Here is a 15,601-nt window from a genome sequence, read left to right on the forward strand (position 1 = left end):
CTCAGGCCTCCCCAATTTCGGTCCGCGCCAAACCGTTGTCGAGATTGATCGTGGTGCGCAGGCGCATGCGTTCGGGAGTCGGGGTCATGATCAGAACGGCGTCTATCTCGATCTTCAGGCCGACGGTGTTGTCGCCAAGCGTGACCGTTACCTTTGTTGCGCTTTCCTTCAGGCGGGGCTCGAAGGTCGCGAGCACCATGCGGATCTCACGTGCCAACACCTCGCGATCGAAGTCGCGCGACGAGCGGCCCGAGAAGGAGGGCACGCCGTAATTGACCACGCTGCGGCGGACCTCCGGGAAATCGGCAAGCGAAGGGGGATTGTCCGCAACCTGTTCATTTTCCAGGTCGGAAAGAAGCGGCGTCGCCTCGAAGCGCTCTGTGTTGAAGAGCGCCTCGATGTCACGCCGTACCGCTTCCCTGAGCACGCGCGCCGATACCACCACGCCACGGCTTTCGATTTCGACGCGGTGCTGGGTCTGAACGGCCAACCGATGCAGACGGCGTTTCTGATCCGGTGTCAGTACCACATCGGCGTCGATGGCACGCGTGCTGCCGGCAACGAGTGTGTCGAGACGGTCCGCGCCAAGCTCGTCGAGCAGGACATGGCGCAGCCCGTCTATTTCCGAGGTCAGGCCCGGCAGATCATTGACGAGACGATCCCAAAGCGACGGCTGGACGGCTTCGCTTTTCGCCCGCAAGCTGCCAGTGGTCTGCTGCATGCCCGCGCCGGGTCGCCGAACCTCACTTGCCGACATAGACATCCATTTCGGCTTCATCATTGCCGTCATAGACGAATTTGATCTTCTTGTAGGCGAAGCTGACCTCTTCCTGGATCAGGTCTTCCTCATCCTCGGCCTGCGACATGTCGTATTCCATGATCGAGGCGTCGGTGAGGGTAACGACCAGGTAATCCTTGGTCTCGCCATCGATGGTCCGGCGGGCCGAGAACACCACCTCATCAAGGGCCTTGTTTTCGAACAAAGCCTTTTTCAGATAGGGCGATGATTTGTCGTAGTGCTTGGTGAATTTGATCATCCCCATGGAGACGCGGCCACGGCGTGACAGCGAATTGGGATCATAAGGTGCGACCATCTTGTAGTCGACGCCATGGATTTCAATCTCGTCATCGTGGCCGTCGCGGGTGCTGGGGCCTTTGATATCGGGAACCTTCAGGAAGCCATCAATCTTCGTAGTCGGCATTGTGTTTCTCCACCGCTTTCAAAAAACCAGGTTGTCGTTGCTGCGATCAAGTCTTAACGGACGGTAGTTCCGAGACCAGTCGGAGCGACGCATTGATGCCCTCCAGCTGGTAATGCGGGCGCAGATAGAAGCGGGCATTATAATAGCCCGGCCGCCCCTCCACGCTGTCCACCTGGACCTCGGCGGCGGCAAGCGGGCGCTTGGCGCGCGCCTTGTCGTCGGCAAAGGCCGGGTTGGCCAGCACGTATCGATTGATCCACTCGGTCAACCAGATCTGCATGTCGGCGCGCTCCTTGAACGAGCCGACCTTGTCGCGCGCGATCGCCTTGAGGTAGTGCGCAAAGCGCGAGACCGGGAACAGGTAGGGCAGGTTGGCGCTCAGCCGCTCGTTCGACTGTGCATCGGGGTCGACCAGCCGCCCCGCCCGCGTTTCGTCGTCCTGCAGCGAGTGTGCTCCGATGAAGGCCGCGAGATCGGTATTCTTCCGGTGCAGGATGGGCATCAAGCCAAGCTTGGCCAGTTCCGCCTCGCGCCGGTCGTCGATGGCGACTTCCGTGGGACATTTCATCGCGATCGAGCCATCATCGGTCGGGAAGCTATGCACCGGCAGGTTGAGCACCGTGCCACCATTCTCCACGCCGCGGATCTGCGTGCCCCAGCCGAAAAGCTTGTGACTGCGGTTGATGTTGACGCCCATCGGGAAGGCGGCGTTCATCCAGACATATTTGTTGTGATCGCCCTCCACCTCTTCCTCGAAGGTGAAACCCTTCACCGGAACGGTATCGGTGCCGTAGGGCAGCCGCGCCAGGACGCGGGGCATGGTCAGGCCGATGTAGCGAGCGTCCTCACTCTCGCGCAACGACTGCCACGAGGCATAGGCGGGGTTGGAGACGATCTGCTGCAGGTCTTGCGGGTTCGGCAGTTCCTGCCAGCTGTCCATGCGAAATAGGCGCGGCGAAGCGGCCGCGATAAACGGCGTATGCGCGGAAGCGCAGATGCCGGAGATGTTGCGCAGCAGGCCGACGTCACGTGGGTGATTGGAGAACTCGTAGGCGCCGATCACGCAGCCGATTGGTTCGCCGCCAAGCATCGAATACTCGTCTGTGTAGACTTTCTTGAAGATCGGGCTCTGGTCCCACATCTGACCTTCATAGTCTTCAAGCGTATCGGCCAGTTGCTCTTTGGAGATGTTCATCACCCGGATCTTCAGCTTCTGATCCGTCTCGGTGTTGTTGACGAGATACCACAGCCCGCGCCATGTGCCTTCCATCTCACGCACTTCCGGCGCGTGCAGGATTTCGTTGACCTGTGTCGTCAGCATCTTGTCAATGCCGGCGATCAGCGACTTGATCGATTTGATGGCATTGGACGAGATGGTCGTGGTGTCGGAACGGGACTGCGCCGCGAGCGCGAGATTGCGCACGAGCTGTTGCAGCTTCTCGCTGTCGTCCTTCTTGACCTTGAAATCTTTTTCGAGGAGTCCGCTGAATTCATCGAGGTTTATGGCTTCGGCCTCCGCGGCGACTGAGGCGGTCTTTTGCTGTTCGGCCATGATCATTCCCCAACCTTGTCGTCGTCGGCCAGCGCCTGGCTGGCAATCTTGCCAAGTAGCGGTTCGTTGTTCAGAAGCTGCGCGATGCGCTTTTCAGCATCGACACGGCCATCCATGAAGCCGAGCAATTCCTCGAGTTGGCGACGCATCTTGAGGATCTCGGCCAGTTGCGGAACTTGCTCGGCAATCTTGTCGGGGGCGAAATCACCCATCTTGGAAAATGTAAGATCGAGAGCCAGTTCCTCGTCACGCTCCTGGCCCTCGGCCTGCGGCAGCGTGTTCTTCACCCGCGCTTTGACGCGGGGGCCGAGCGCCTCCATGAATTTTGGGAAGCGGTTCGCGTCGGTCTCGACAAAGGAGCGGTCCAGCACCGACTTTGACGCTTCCTTGGTTTGCGAAGCACCGGCAAGGTCGGCCATCACGCCCATGACAAACGGCAGTTCGATCGTCGTCGGGCTGCCGTAGGTTTCCACATCGTAGGCGATCTGCACCCGCGGCGCGCGATTTCGTTCGATGACCTTGGCTTTGCTTTCGGCTGGCATGTGTTGTTACCTTTCATCCTTCTGAGCCGTCTTCTTGGCATCGGGAACGCCGGCCAGCAGCCTGAACTCCTTCAGCCCCGAAGGGGCGAGATCTTCCATCAGTTCAACGAAATCCATGTGCACCATCCGACGGACCCGCCGAGCCAGGTGCGGAATTGGGCTCGACGGTTCGGTACGGTCATAGAAGGCGACGACCAGGTCGAGGCATTTCACCACGTCGTCGCGCGAGGAGATCCGGTCGGGGAGTCCCGTGCTCGAGTCCGCATAGCTTGCCATACTTGCCATAGCATCGGCTCCATGACCGTTTCGAGCAGGCGTTGCCAGTTCCGTCGGCACCGCCTGCGTGGCTGCGCCATTCGTCACCGCGCCGGCCGCTGAATTCCGTTCAAGTGTCGTCAGCAAACGCTGCAGGAACCGTTTTAAGTCCGGAACGGGAGTGCCGCTGCCCTCGAGACGAGCGTTGAGCGCAGTCTCGAGCGCATCCAGTGCCGTGATCGTCGCCCGGGCGTCGGCGATGAGCTGGACCATCTCCGCATTGGCCTGATCGATCTGTGCCGCACATGCGGCACGCACCCGATTCAAGAGTTGTCCGTGCGCACTGACCAGCTGCGCTTTTTCCGCCGCATTCAGCCCCGAGGCGGCTTCCTGGAGCATGACGCGATCGTCGAGCGCACCCTTCTCCAGGTCCTTGCCCTGAACCGGGCCGATTGCGCGCGGCGCGAAGAACGTCATTTGCCGCAGATTCGCCAACAACCCGTCCTGACCATTCTGCAGGTCGATCAGCGCGTTGATACGGCGCAAGGCGGCATCGCGCGGCGAAGCGTTGGGCCGCATAGCCGGATGCATGGTGTCCCAATGCTGATCGAAGGTCTGCGCGATCAGCGTCAGACCTTGCGCCAATCCGGCCAGCCCGTCTTCATTGGCCAGCGCGCGCGTGACGATGACAAGCAGGCGCAAGTCCCTGCCATGCGCGCGCAATTCCTCCGCCTTTGCGAGCACAGCGGGCCAGTCGACTGGAATCGTGCTTTGCGAGCCGGCCTTATTGTTGCCGTCGTGGACGACCTTGAGTTGGGCTTCGGTCAGGCGCTCCAACTCATGGAAAGCCGGGTCGTTGCGCAAATCTTCCCCGGACGGGTTCTCACCGTCTAGCGAAGAAAGCCAGAGTGCGAGATCAATCACACCAACCCCCAGCGAAGGCCCTCAAACCTTATGTGACCTTACGTTATCACACCGGTGCACTTTACCACAATTCAACGAGTGCTCCAAAATTAACAGAAGCTGAACACCGCCATGAGTACCGAACTCCGTGGCGCAATTGTCAATCCGTATGAGAAATGCATCGCGCAGGGCGCGCAATTCCGCTGTTGTTTGCAGCCGGTGGTGCAAGACTTCCACAATACGAGGAAGCTGGCTGAACCAGGCATTGAGGCCTCGTCCACAACGCACTTTGTCAAGTGGCGGCATCTGTGGCAGTTTATCGGCTGGCAGATTGCAGGAGCACGTTCGATGGAACAGCGCCGGTCGTCGCAGAGCTTCAAGCGTAAGGAACTGGTCGGCAAGCTTAATCCTGTCGGGGTGCGCGCCTTCAAGGCCGCGGCCGATAGCGCCAAGCTGCGCGGCAATCCTTACGTCGAACTCGTTCACTTCATCGAGCAGCTGGTGCTTTCCGACCGCTCCGACGTGCAAATGATAATCGCCGATGCGGGACTGGATGCCAGCCGGCTCACGGCAGATATGACCCGTGCCGTCGACAAGTTGCCCTATGGCGCAACCTCGATCGAGGAATTCTCCGATCATATCTTCCATGCAATCCAGGAAGCCTGGAACCTCGCGACGCTGGAGTTCGGCGTCGAGGAAGTCCGCAGCGCCCATATTCTGCTTTCCTGCCTGAAAACCCCGGTTCTGGAAGGCCTGCTGTCGAAGATCAGCGGCGAGTTCGACAAGATCGACGCCGACGCGGTTGTCGCGCGGTTCGCCGATGTCGTGGAAGGTTCGCTCGAAGGCGGCGCAGCCATCGCGGTTCCCGCGGCCGAAACGCCGAAGCGGACCATGGGCGGAGATTCGGCCTTGGCGAAATTCGCCACGGATCTGACCCAACGCGCCCGCGAGGGCAAGATCGATCCGGTCGTCGGCCGCGATCCGGAGATCCGGCAGATAGTCGACATCCTGATGCGGCGTCGGCAAAACAACCCGATCCTGACCGGCGAGGCCGGGGTCGGCAAGACGGCGGTCGTTGAGGGCTTTGCCTTGCGTATCGCTCAGGGCGATGTGCCGCCCACGCTGCAAGGCGTCAGCGTGCGCATGCTCGATGTCGGATTGATGCAGGCGGGCGCCAGCGTGAAGGGCGAATTCGAAAAACGGCTGAAGGCTGTGATCGACGAGGTTCAATCGTCCGAAACGCCGGTCATCCTGTTCATCGACGAGGCCCACACCTTGATTGGCGCCGGCGGTGCTGCCGGAACCGGTGATGCCGCCAATCTCTTGAAGCCGGCGCTGGCACGGGGCGAACTTCGCACCATCGCCGCAACGACCTGGGCCGAATATAAGCAGCACATCGAGAAAGACCCGGCGCTGACCCGCCGTTTCCAGGTGGTCAAGATCGACGAGCCGTCGGAGGCGGTGGCCGTTCTGATGTTGCGCGGGGTGGCAGGGGTTCTGGAGCAGCACCACAAGGTGCAGATACTCGACGAGGCGATCGAGGCAGCAGTCGGCCTGTCGCATCGCTACATCCCGGCACGGCAACTGCCTGACAAGGCGGTGAGCCTCCTCGACACCGCCTGCGCCCGTGTCGCCATATCGCAGCATGCTACGCCAGCCGAGGTCGAGGACATCATGCGCCGCCGCCAGGCTCTGGAGGTCGAGCGCGGCATCATCGGGCGCGAGGCCGCGATCGGCATCGAGGTGGCTGAACGGCAGGCGCGCGTCGACACCGGGCTTGCCGAAAGCGAGATCGCCCTGGCTGCGGCGCAGCAGCGTTGGGATCGTGAAAAGGTGCTCGTCGCCGAGATACTCGAACTGCGCGCCAGGCTGCGCGGCGAGGGTGTGGCGCTCGATGCGGCCACCGTTGGGGCCGATGCCGAACCGGCAGCGGCGAACGCAGAAAAGACCAAGGTAGCGGAGTCGTCAGAGACTGAGCCGCCCAAGGCCGCCCAGACGGACGCGGAGACACAGGCCGCTGCCGATCCTGCCGCCGATCTCGCCCGATTGCGCGCACTGATGGCCGAATTGGCAGCGGCACAAGGCGAGACACCGCTGATTCTGCCCTCGGTTGACCGCAATGCAGTGGCCGCCGTGGTCCAGGACTGGACCGGGATCCCGACCGGACGGATGCTGTCCAGCCAGACCGAAAAGGCGCTCAAGCTCGCCGCCACGCTTTCGGAACGGGTCGTCGGCCAGGATCACGCCATGGAGATGATCGCCAAACGCGTGCAGACCAGCCGCGCCGGGCTTGGCGCGCCTGAAAAGCCGGTCGGGGTCTTCCTGCTTTGCGGCCCCTCGGGCGTCGGCAAGACCGAAACGGCATTGGCGCTGGCCGAAACGCTTTACGGTGGCGAGCAGAACCTGATCTCCATCAACATGTCCGAGTTCCAGGAGGCGCACACCGTCTCGACACTGAAGGGCGCACCGCCCGGCTATGTCGGCTACGGCAAGGGCGGCATCCTGACCGAAGCGGTGCGCAGAAAACCCTATTCGGTGATCCTGCTCGACGAGGTCGAGAAGGCGCATCCCGACGTCCACGAAATCTTCTTCCAGGTCTTCGACAAGGGAATGATGGACGACAGCGAGGGCCGCCGGATCGATTTCAAGAACACCCTGATCCTGCTCACCTCGAATGTCGGCTCCGAAGTCATCATGGACCGCACAAGGAATGGCACGCTGCGGACCGGGCTCGACGATCTGGATACCGCCTTGCGCAGCCCATTGCTGAAGGTCTTCCCGGCTGCCTTCCTTGGCCGGGTGGTGACCATTCCTTACTATCCGCTCTCTGATTCGATGATCGAGGCGATCACTGGCCACCAGTTCGCCAAGATCGCTCGCCGGTTGCGGGCAACCAACGATGCGGAACTGGTGATCGGCGACGGTGTCATGGATCTGGTCAAGGCCCGCTGCACCGAGATCGAATCCGGCGGGCGGATGATCGATGCCATCCTGACCAACACGCTGCTGCCGGAACTGAGCCGCGGCGTGCTTAACCGGTCGCTCGAGGGCGAAAAGATGACCAAAGTCACCGTCGGCGCCTCCAAGGAAGGTTTCACTTATTCCTTCGAGTAGGTTCTGATCGTGTAGAACCTCGTCGCCCTCGGCTGCCGGCCCGCTATTCGCGATCCCCCGTGGCGCCGCAATTCGAGAGGTGGCGGTCTTGCCCGTGCGCGAGAACGACGTGCGCAGCCGGTAGCGGATCGTCCCCGACAGCACCGGCCCGCCGGTAGCATCGATGATCGTCCATCTATTGAAGGTTACCGACTGTCCCGCGCATTTCCAGCTGCGGGGACGCCTGGGCTTGAAAGAAGCTCACTGGCTTATCCGATGTCGCCCAGACGCAAATTCCGCAGGCAATCCCGAAGGAGATCAACAGGGCGGGCGAGATGGGTAAGCGGTGCAGGGATTGGCTGGGCCTCTTTGTTGCAGACCCGCCCAAAACCTCCTGCAACCCGATCGGTTCGACATAAAATATTTACGTGTTGGCATGGTTTACGAATGGTTTCGCGGGCCATCCACCTCATGGCCGCTTTGGCTTTGGCCGGACCGGTTAAGGTTGAGCCGGATGATTTGACCGGCTGCGAAACTCCTCGCAAATTCCTCGTTGTCGAAAAGCTGTTGGGTGGTCACGCCATCCTCGATGATCTGCACCGCCCATTGGCCGTCTATGTGTTCTACCCGAACACCGTCCTTCTGATCGTCGCCCACGCCCGCACTCCCACACAACGATGTGCGAAAAAAACCATGTGATCGGCAATCCAGCAAGTCACAAAACCGTACGAATCCGGCCGCTGGTTAACTTTGTAAAAGCGTCGAAATTTTCGCAAATGCCCGCACCCGCAGGAAACCAATTTTGGAAGGCCCGTAGCTCACACGGCCGCAGCCCGATCATCATCGATCCAGAGAAGCTGTGGACGGCATGTTGCGAGTACTTCGAATGGGTCGACGCGCACCCGCTCTATGAGGCCAAGCCCTTTGCGTATCAGGGCGAGGTGAAGATAGAGAACGTGGCGAAGATGCGCGCCATGACGATTTCACCAGCCAGGTCGAGGAAATCATCCGCACCCAGAAGTTCGAATCGGAACTCACCGGCAAAGACGGCGAACCGTTGCCGCTGGTCCCCGTGGTCAATGTCACAGTCCGCAGTTCTTGACCTGGAGCTGCATCCCAAGCAGGGGATAGCATACAACACCGAAGCGACCGAAACGCTGTATGGTGGCGCGGCCGGCGGCGGCGGCTCCTCATCATGGCGCCGATTGCTCGGTCGGCCGCGCTCCTTCGACACCAGCCCGCCGGCGCCGTCCTGGTCATAGGCTTGCAACAGCCGGTGAACCTGACTGCGGCTGAGATGAAGAAGCTCCGCCGCCTGGACGCTCAGCCGCCGGTCGCGGATCTTCTGGATGGCTTCAAGACGATGCAGCTCTTTTTTGCGACAAGGTGATCAAAGGCATGCCGGCTCCGCAATACGCCCGGTCTCACGCCAGGCAGTGTGAAGTCGTCAGCCTTCCTTTCCAGCTTCGAGTTGGCCAGAGCATGAGCTGTGAAAGTCGGGGACTGTCGCATCTCTAAATTGCTCAAGTGTCGCATCTCTATATAACTGCATAACATACATTATGGAACATGAAATTATGATTTGAAATCAATGTGTTGGCAAAATTTATCGGCTGTTAGCCACCCGCTCCATCATGCTTTCGCCGCACAAGAAAAGCAAAATGCGTTTCATCGTTGGGCCACCTGGGCCCCTTTTGTTGCGAATAGCTGCTTTGTGCCGCGAGGACCTTGGGAAGCTATTTCCTTTCGAAAAAACAGATTTTTCCTTTCGGGTAGAGGTTGGGATATGATTGCGCGACAGGAGTGCGATCTATGCAGAGTTTCACTGTCGAGCTGATACGCGACGGCAAAGCTGTGGAACGTGCCGAGGTTCAGGCCGAAAATGTTGTTGAAGCTGCGAAGACGTGGGGACCAGTAACCATCCCGTACGCCGAAGAGCCTGACATCGGCGAATGGATCAGGGTAACGCACCCTTGCGGCAGCACGACAAGTTGGTTCGAGCCGGATCGTTAAGCGCGGCCAATTTAGAGCTCACTGGCCAGGATGCGTCAGGGCTGTGGGTAAGAGCCGTGACGAACGTCACGGCGTCGGGATCATAGCAGAAGATGGACGGATGACCCGGTGCGAACCAGCGATGACAGCATGTAGTAGGCTAATCCATCTTCCTGATGTCGATCTCGCCCCTCCCCTCTCCCAGGCTGTCCGTCTCGCTTTCCCTACCCTTCTTCCGCCCGAGCAGGACGACCCTGCTGTTCGGCGCAGCAGGACTGGCCGGCACAGGCCCAACGGTACTACGCGCAGCGCCCAAGCGCAGCCTTTCGAAACTTGGTGGCACAGACCAGAAGCTTTTACGCAGATTGGAAGTCCAAATTTAAACAGTTCATCCTACGTTGGCCGATGGGCTTTTTGTCAAGGAAACGCAATTGAGCCGGTCGGGCAGAACGGATTTTGACTTTGATGGTGCAAGAAAGGCGGTTTTTTCGACCGCCAACTTGCCGGCGGCAATTGCGTTGGCCGTGCTTGTGATCTGCGCGGTCCTTGCGGACTTGCAGAACACGAAAGTGTCCGATCAACTCGCGCGCGCCGAAGTCCAGGCCAAGGTCAACATCATAAGGGCCAAGCTCGAAGGCAATGTAAACGGTAATCTCCAGCTTGTTCAGGGCCTCGTCTCGGCCATAGTTACAGAGCCGTACATGGGACAGCAGAGATTTGCGTCCCTGGCAAGCAACCTGTTCCGACAGAGATCGCAACTGCGCAACATCGCCGGTGCGCCCGATCTCGTCATCTCGCTGATGTACCCGATGGAAGGCAACCAGAAGGCGATCGGGCTCGATTACCGCAAGAGCGAGGCGCAACGGACGGCGGCGCTTCGCGCGCGAGACCTCGGCGTTCTTGTGTTGGCAGGCCCCGTCGACCTGGCCCAGGGAGGGCGAGGCTTTGTCGGGCGCATTCCCGTCTTTGTGCCGACGGCGGGCGGCGGCAGCCGATTCTGGGGCATCCTCTCCGCTGTCATCGATGTCGATCAGCTTTACGCGGCGAGCGGCTTGAATGACCCCGGGATTGATATTGATGTCGCCCTGACGGGGACCGACGCGCTTGGCGGTGGCGGCAAAAAATTCTTCGGGGGAGACAATGTCCTCGCCGGCAAGCCGGTGTCGGCCGATGTGCAACTGCCTTCGGGCTCCTGGCTGATTTCGGCTATACCGAAGGGAGGCTGGCCGGCCATTCCGAACAATGCGTGGATGTTGCGGGGGCTCATAGCCTTTGCCGGCGCGCTGGTGGTGCTGCCGATCCTGGTGGCCGGGCGACTGTTCGGCGAACGACAGAAAAACTATGCCGAGCTCAGACGTCTGTCTGGCCGCCTTGAGTTGGCCCTGGAAGCTTCTGGAATTGGCGTGTGGGAGCACGACCTGGCCACAAAAGAACTGCTATGGGACGACCGCGTCCACCAGATCTACGGCAAGCCAGCCGATGGCAAACCGCGCGGTTATGAAGACTGGGCGATGGCCATTCATCCCGAAGATTTCGACAGGGCGCGCCAGGAGTTCGACGCGGCCGCCGAGAGGGAGGGACCGTATTCTTCGCAATACCGAGTCCTGCTAGCGGACGGTACCACGCGCCACGTGCGCACGCGCGCAGCCTTCTTCCAGGACATCGGCGGCACGCCGAAGATGATCGGCGCCGAGTGGGACGTCACCAGCGACGTGCTGCTCAATGAGACGCTCATTCGAGAGCGCCAGCTGTCGGAATCGAAAAATGCCGAACTCAAAGTCGCAAAGGCGCATGTAGAGCATGTTGCGCTGCACGACCCGCTGACCGGCCTGCCCAACCGCCGCTATCTCGATGAGTTGCTTGCCGAAAAAAGCGTAACGGGGACCCGCACAGCGCTGCTGCATCTGGACCTCGACCGCTTCAAGCAGATCAACGATACACTCGGCCACGCAGCCGGTGACGCCATGCTGGTGCACGCCTCCAAGGTCATCAAGGTCAACACGGGTCCCGGTGATTTTGTTGCACGCATCGGCGGTGATGAGTTCGTCGTGGTGAGCCATGGACGTGATGACAAGCAACTTTCCGCGCTCGGCGACCGCATCATCACGCAGATGCGCCGACCGGTCGATTTTCAGGGCAACCCGTGCCGGTTCGGGGTGAGCATCGGAATTGCCGCCGGAACCGACGCCAAGCAACTGCTCGTCAACGCCGACCTCGCTCTTTACCGGGCGAAAGGAAGCGGTCGCAACCGACACGAATTCTTTGACGAAGAGCTGCAAAGCGAGATCGTGCGGACCAAGCAAATTGCCGACGAAATCCTGGGCGGGTTGGAGCGCGCCGAATTCACAACATACTATCAGCCGCAGTTCGACGCCAGGACACTTGAGATCGTCGGGGTCGAGGCGTTGTCGCGTTGGAAGCATCCCGAACGCGGCATCCTGGCCCCACAAAGCTATCTCAAAGTGGCCGAAGAACTCAACGTCGTGGCAATCATCGATCGCGCTGTCCTGGAACAGGCGCTTGAGAGTTTCGACCAATGGTCGAACAGCGGTCTCAAGATCCCGCACGTCTCGGTCAATGTCTCCGCCAAGCGGTTGGAGGACAAGGATCTGATCGATGGCTTGCGCAAGCTTGCCATCAGGAAGGGCACGGTGTCGTTTGAGCTGGTTGAGTCCATCTTCCTCGATGAGAATGACGACCTGGTCACCTGGAACCTGGAGCACATTAAGGAACTCGGCATCGACATCGAAATCGATGACTTCGGCACCGGCCATGCCTCGATCGTGTCCCTGCTCAAGCTGCAGCCGCGCCGGCTCAAGATCGACCGCCAACTGATCACGCCCGTCACCCAGTCGATCCCGCAGCGTCAGCTGGTCTCGTCGATCATTGAGATCGGCAAATCGCTCGGCATCGAAGTCATTGCCGAGGGTGTCGAGACGAATGATCACGCGCGCATCCTGAAGGAGCTTGGTTGCGATATTCTGCAGGGCTATGTTTTTGGCCGCCCAATGGACGCCAAGGCCTTCACGGCGTTTGCCCAATCGCGCAAATGGTTGGCCGTGGGGTAAGGTCATGCCTCGCGCGGTAAGGCAGGCAGGCCGAGCGGTTCAACCGGCGCCCAGTCGCGAATTGGCTCGAGCACACTGCACTTGCATCGGCAAACCCACCGCCACCCTTGTCCCCAAAGTGCCCGACCGGCTCTGCGTGCCGGTGAAGTGACCGAAAGCAAATTTCTCGTCAGGTCTCTCAGATCTCATGATCCGACGGTCCGGTGGCGCGGCATGGGCTGTTAGCTCCAGACAGCTGAAGATAGCCAAAAGCGTCCGGCGTTATGGGCGAAGGAGCGCGGCACCAAATTGCGTCCACAATCGATCGCAGTCATTTGCCCTGAGGCTTGGCGTTCCCGGTTCGCCGTAGAAGACCATCGCCGAACGGACATCGTAACCGAGCACCGAGGCATTGGCCACGAACTGAATTGCCATTCCCAAATTCATCGCGTTGATCCTTACCTCGGCTTTAGTGCTGAGATCGACCACGCCGAAAATTTCCGCACCCCCACTTCTGCCGGCCATAACCGTCGTCGAGAGCGCGTTCCCCAAAGCGAGTAGCATTCGTGTTCAGTCCCCGCAAAGGCCGCTCTCGAACGCGCGCGCGGCGAATTTGTTCCTTGGCAGTTCAACGCCGGGTTATCGAACTGGCCTTTTCAAACGTGCAGCTTGCCTGATGCCGCGCCTTTAACGGTCCAGCAGTTTTCTTAGCGTAAAGCAGCCTCATGACGCTGCTCCGGCATTTCGGCGAACCAACACGTCGCCTTTTTTTCAAGCGAACTGCTTTGCCCATCATTGTCGTGACGCTGCTTGTTGCGACCCTCACCACAGGCCTTTTGCTGTGGTCGGCGACCCAGTCCGATGGTGTTGCCGTGTCACGGCAGAAAAGCTTGGTCGCCTTGATCATATCCAAGCTGGAGAGCGGAATAGCCCACGATCAGGAGAGCGTCACCGTCTGGGACGACGCGGTCAGCGCCCTGCGGAGCCAGGATGCCAAATGGGTCGACACCAATCTCGGCACCTGGATGCACACGTATTTCGGCCACGATGAGGTCTACATTCTCGATCCGAAGGACGCGCCCGTCTACGCATTCGCCGATGGATCGGCGGTGGATCCGGCGAGCTACCAATCCATACGCCCGACCACTGCGCCTCTCGTGGAGAAACTCAGGGCGGGGCTGAAACAGGGGGACACCGACGGCGTCACCGAGCAGGTGCTCACGATAGGTGCTTCCGACATGGTCGTCATCTCCGGCCATCCTGCCATTGTCAGCATCAAGCCAGTCGTTTCCGACAGCGGCCACATTGCACAAGTACCAGGTCAGGAATTCCTACACGTTGCCGTTCGCTATCTGGACGGCAGTCTGCTTGCCTCCTTGCGCCAAGACTATCTCCTCGACGACGCACACTTCTCCTGGTCAAACATGCTTAGCTCTGAAGAGGCGTCCTATCCCCTTGTCGGTCGCTCTGGTTCGACTGTCGGCTTCTTTGTGTGGCAGCCATATCGGCCCGGGGCGTTTGTCCTTTTTCAACTGGTGCCAACACTCGTGGTGGTGTTCGGACTGGTACTTGGCGGAATTATTGTAGCTCTGGCCGCTTTGCGCCGGCGGACTTTGAGGCTGATTGAGACCGAGAATCACATCTATCACCTGGCCCACTACGACCTGCTTACAGGGCTGCACAGTCGCGGCCATTTCAACAGTCGTTTGGCTGATGCGCTGACACTGCTGCCCGCGACGGGCGAGCAGCTCGCGATCCTCTATCTTGACCTCGACCGGTTCAAGCAGGTCAATGACAGCTTTGGCCACCCTGCCGGCGACGAGTTGCTCAGGGAGTTCGCAGACCGGCTGAGGCGGCTGACCGTGGAGGTTGACACGGTGGCGCGCCTGGGCGGTGACGAATTCATTATCATCCAGCGCGCGGTCGCAGGCGAGAATGAGGTCAAAACATTGTGCGAGCACTTGATCGAGTCCGCGCGCCGGCCGTTCGAGGTCGCCGGAGTTCAGGTTTTTGTCGGGGTGAGCGTCGGCGTAGCTCTTGCTCCCAGGGACGGGGTGGACCAGGTCGAGTTGGTGCGGAAAGCCGACCTCGCCCTGTATCACGCCAAAGCCGGCGGTCGCAGCGGCTATGCTCTGTTTGAACCCGAGATGGACCAGACGCTGGCAAAGCGTAAGGGTCTCGAACAGGACCTGCGCAAGGCGCTGCAAACGCCCGGCCAAATCCGGGTGCATTATCAGCCGCTTTACACCGCCGACACCAACAGGATGACGGGCGTCGAAGCCCTCGCGCGCTGGTCGGACGCAGAGCGCGGTTGGGTCGCCCCTGACTTGTTCGTACCATTGGCAGAGGAAACGGGGCTCATCGAAGTTCTAGGCGAGCTGGTTCTGCGCCAGGCCTGCCTTGACGCGGTGCATTGGCCGATCGAGACCCTGGCAGTGAACGTATCGGGGTTGCAGCTGAACAATCCGAGCTTTGCCATGAAAGTGACGAGCATCTTGTTGGAAACGCAAATGGATCCACGGCGGCTCGAGCTGGAGGTTACGGAAAGCACGCTCTCCCAGCGCCCCACCGAATGCCAGCAGAACATGGCAGCGTTGCGCAGTGTCGGGGTGCGCTTTGCGCTTGACGATTTCGGTACGGGATTTTCCTCATTGGGCCGACTGCAGAGCCTGGAAGTGGACAGGATCAAGATCGACCGAAGCTTCGTGCAGGGCTTTGGCGGCTCGAACGGTGACGAGGCCATCGTTCAGGCGATTATCGACCTGGCTCGCGCGACTGGCCTCAGCACCACAGCGGAAGGGGTCGAGACCGAGAGCCAGTGCAATTATCTGCGCAAGCTCGGCTGCGACCAGCTACAAGGCTTTTTGCTTTCAAGACCGGTGCCAAAAGAGGACCTTCAGGAACTCCTCGACGGCGGATCAAGGCGGGCGACCGCATGAAAATGCGTCTATGTGATTCCCGACGGTCGACGATGCCGCACGCGGATGCAAGCAGCGAATCTTGGCGGCCTGGGAC

Annotated in this window: 12 protein-coding genes and 1 pseudogene; 6 read left to right on the forward strand and 7 right to left on the reverse strand. The window is 60.2% G+C overall.

Translation table 11 applies throughout. From position 1 onward, the window contains the following. Position 1: 1 nt before the first annotated feature. From tssE to tssA, 5 genes are read right to left on the reverse strand one after another with little or no spacing between them, the layout of a single operon-like run. On the reverse strand, positions 2-757 hold the full coding sequence (tssE, locus tag LB559_RS06200; protein ID WP_013525306.1) for a type VI secretion system baseplate subunit TssE: 756 nt from the start codon (positions 755-757) through the stop codon (positions 2-4). After that, positions 744-1,202 (reverse strand): Hcp family type VI secretion system effector, encoded by a 459-nt coding sequence (locus LB559_RS06205; RefSeq protein WP_013525307.1) that lies wholly within the window; start codon positions 1,200-1,202, stop codon positions 744-746. Before LB559_RS06205 ends, tssE begins: the two co-directional genes overlap by 14 nt. A 46-nt stretch (positions 1,203-1,248) precedes the next feature. After that, positions 1,249-2,754: a type VI secretion system contractile sheath large subunit gene (gene tssC, locus LB559_RS06210; protein ID WP_024504477.1), complete on the reverse strand. Its 1,506-nt coding sequence runs from the start codon at positions 2,752-2,754 to the stop codon at positions 1,249-1,251. Positions 2,755-2,756: 2 nt separating this feature from the next. Then, positions 2,757-3,296: a type VI secretion system contractile sheath small subunit gene (tssB, locus tag LB559_RS06215; protein ID WP_013525309.1), complete on the reverse strand. Its 540-nt coding sequence runs from the start codon at positions 3,294-3,296 to the stop codon at positions 2,757-2,759. A 6-nt stretch (positions 3,297-3,302) separates the two neighbouring features. Beyond that, entirely contained in the window at positions 3,303-4,475 is a 1,173-nt protein-coding gene (gene tssA / locus LB559_RS06220) for a type VI secretion system protein TssA (protein ID WP_013525310.1), read from the reverse strand. A gap of 327 nt (positions 4,476-4,802) precedes the next feature. On the opposite strand from tssA, the gene tssH reads away from it, so the two are divergent. From tssH to LB559_RS06235, 3 genes are all read left to right on the forward strand, one after another. After that, complete coding sequence (gene tssH, locus LB559_RS06225; protein WP_224673552.1) at positions 4,803-7,568, forward strand: type VI secretion system ATPase TssH; 2,766 nt, start codon at positions 4,803-4,805, stop codon at positions 7,566-7,568. 426 nt (positions 7,569-7,994) lie between these two features. Then, on the forward strand, positions 7,995-8,246 hold the full coding sequence (locus tag LB559_RS06230; protein ID WP_224673555.1) for a hypothetical protein: 252 nt from the start codon (positions 7,995-7,997) through the stop codon (positions 8,244-8,246). Then, complete coding sequence (locus LB559_RS06235) at positions 8,243-8,809, forward strand: DNA-packaging protein (protein WP_224673557.1); 567 nt, start codon at positions 8,243-8,245, stop codon at positions 8,807-8,809. The genes LB559_RS06230 and LB559_RS06235 overlap by 4 nt, the downstream gene beginning before the upstream one ends. Here the strand turns inward: LB559_RS06235 and LB559_RS06240 are convergent. Then, positions 8,734-8,916 (reverse strand): annotated as a pseudogene (locus LB559_RS06240) (helix-turn-helix domain-containing protein); the annotation flags it as partial. The gene LB559_RS06235 and the pseudogene LB559_RS06240 overlap by 76 nt on opposite strands. A gap of 443 nt (positions 8,917-9,359) precedes the next feature. Between LB559_RS06240 and LB559_RS06245 the strand changes: the two are divergent. Together LB559_RS06245 and LB559_RS06250 are read left to right on the forward strand one after the other, a co-directional pair. Next, entirely contained in the window at positions 9,360-9,560 is a 201-nt protein-coding gene (locus LB559_RS06245) for a hypothetical protein (protein WP_013525315.1), read from the forward strand. Between the two features lie 410 nt (positions 9,561-9,970). Continuing rightward, entirely contained in the window at positions 9,971-12,607 is a 2,637-nt protein-coding gene (locus tag LB559_RS06250; RefSeq protein WP_082827646.1) for an EAL domain-containing protein, read from the forward strand. Positions 12,608-12,868: 261 nt separating this feature from the next. Here LB559_RS06250 and LB559_RS06255 read toward each other — a convergent pair whose 3' ends face one another. Further along, entirely contained in the window at positions 12,869-13,150 is a 282-nt protein-coding gene (locus tag LB559_RS06255; RefSeq protein ID WP_063173908.1) for a hypothetical protein, read from the reverse strand. A 161-nt stretch (positions 13,151-13,311) separates the two neighbouring features. Here LB559_RS06255 and LB559_RS06260 point away from each other — a divergent pair, with 161 nt between their 5' ends. Next, a complete protein-coding gene (locus LB559_RS06260; RefSeq protein ID WP_224673559.1) occupies positions 13,312-15,525 on the forward strand; it encodes a putative bifunctional diguanylate cyclase/phosphodiesterase in 2,214 nt (737 codons plus the stop codon). The last annotated feature ends 76 nt before the right edge of the window (positions 15,526-15,601 follow it).

The organism is Mesorhizobium sp. BR1-1-3 (assembly GCF_020165455.1).
Lineage (GTDB): Bacteria > Pseudomonadota > Alphaproteobacteria > Rhizobiales > Rhizobiaceae > Mesorhizobium > Mesorhizobium ciceri.

Coding starts and splice junctions, on each gene's coding strand:
- tssE (WP_013525306.1), bottom strand. CDS start 757: ATGTCGGCAAGTGAGGTTCGGCGACCCGGCGCGGGCATGCAGCAGACC.
- LB559_RS06205 (WP_013525307.1), bottom strand. CDS start 1,202: ATGCCGACTACGAAGATTGATGGCTTCCTGAAGGTTCCCGATATCAAA.
- tssC (WP_024504477.1), bottom strand. CDS start 2,754: ATGGCCGAACAGCAAAAGACCGCCTCAGTCGCCGCGGAGGCCGAAGCC.
- tssB (WP_013525309.1), bottom strand. CDS start 3,296: ATGCCAGCCGAAAGCAAAGCCAAGGTCATCGAACGAAATCGCGCGCCG.
- tssH (WP_224673552.1), top strand. CDS start 4,803: ATGGAACAGCGCCGGTCGTCGCAGAGCTTCAAGCGTAAGGAACTGGTC.
- LB559_RS06230 (WP_224673555.1), top strand. CDS start 7,995: ATGGTTTCGCGGGCCATCCACCTCATGGCCGCTTTGGCTTTGGCCGGA.
- LB559_RS06245 (WP_013525315.1), top strand. CDS start 9,360: ATGCAGAGTTTCACTGTCGAGCTGATACGCGACGGCAAAGCTGTGGAA.
- LB559_RS06255 (WP_063173908.1), bottom strand. CDS start 13,150: ATGCTACTCGCTTTGGGGAACGCGCTCTCGACGACGGTTATGGCCGGC.
- LB559_RS06260 (WP_224673559.1), top strand. CDS start 13,312: ATGACGCTGCTCCGGCATTTCGGCGAACCAACACGTCGCCTTTTTTTC.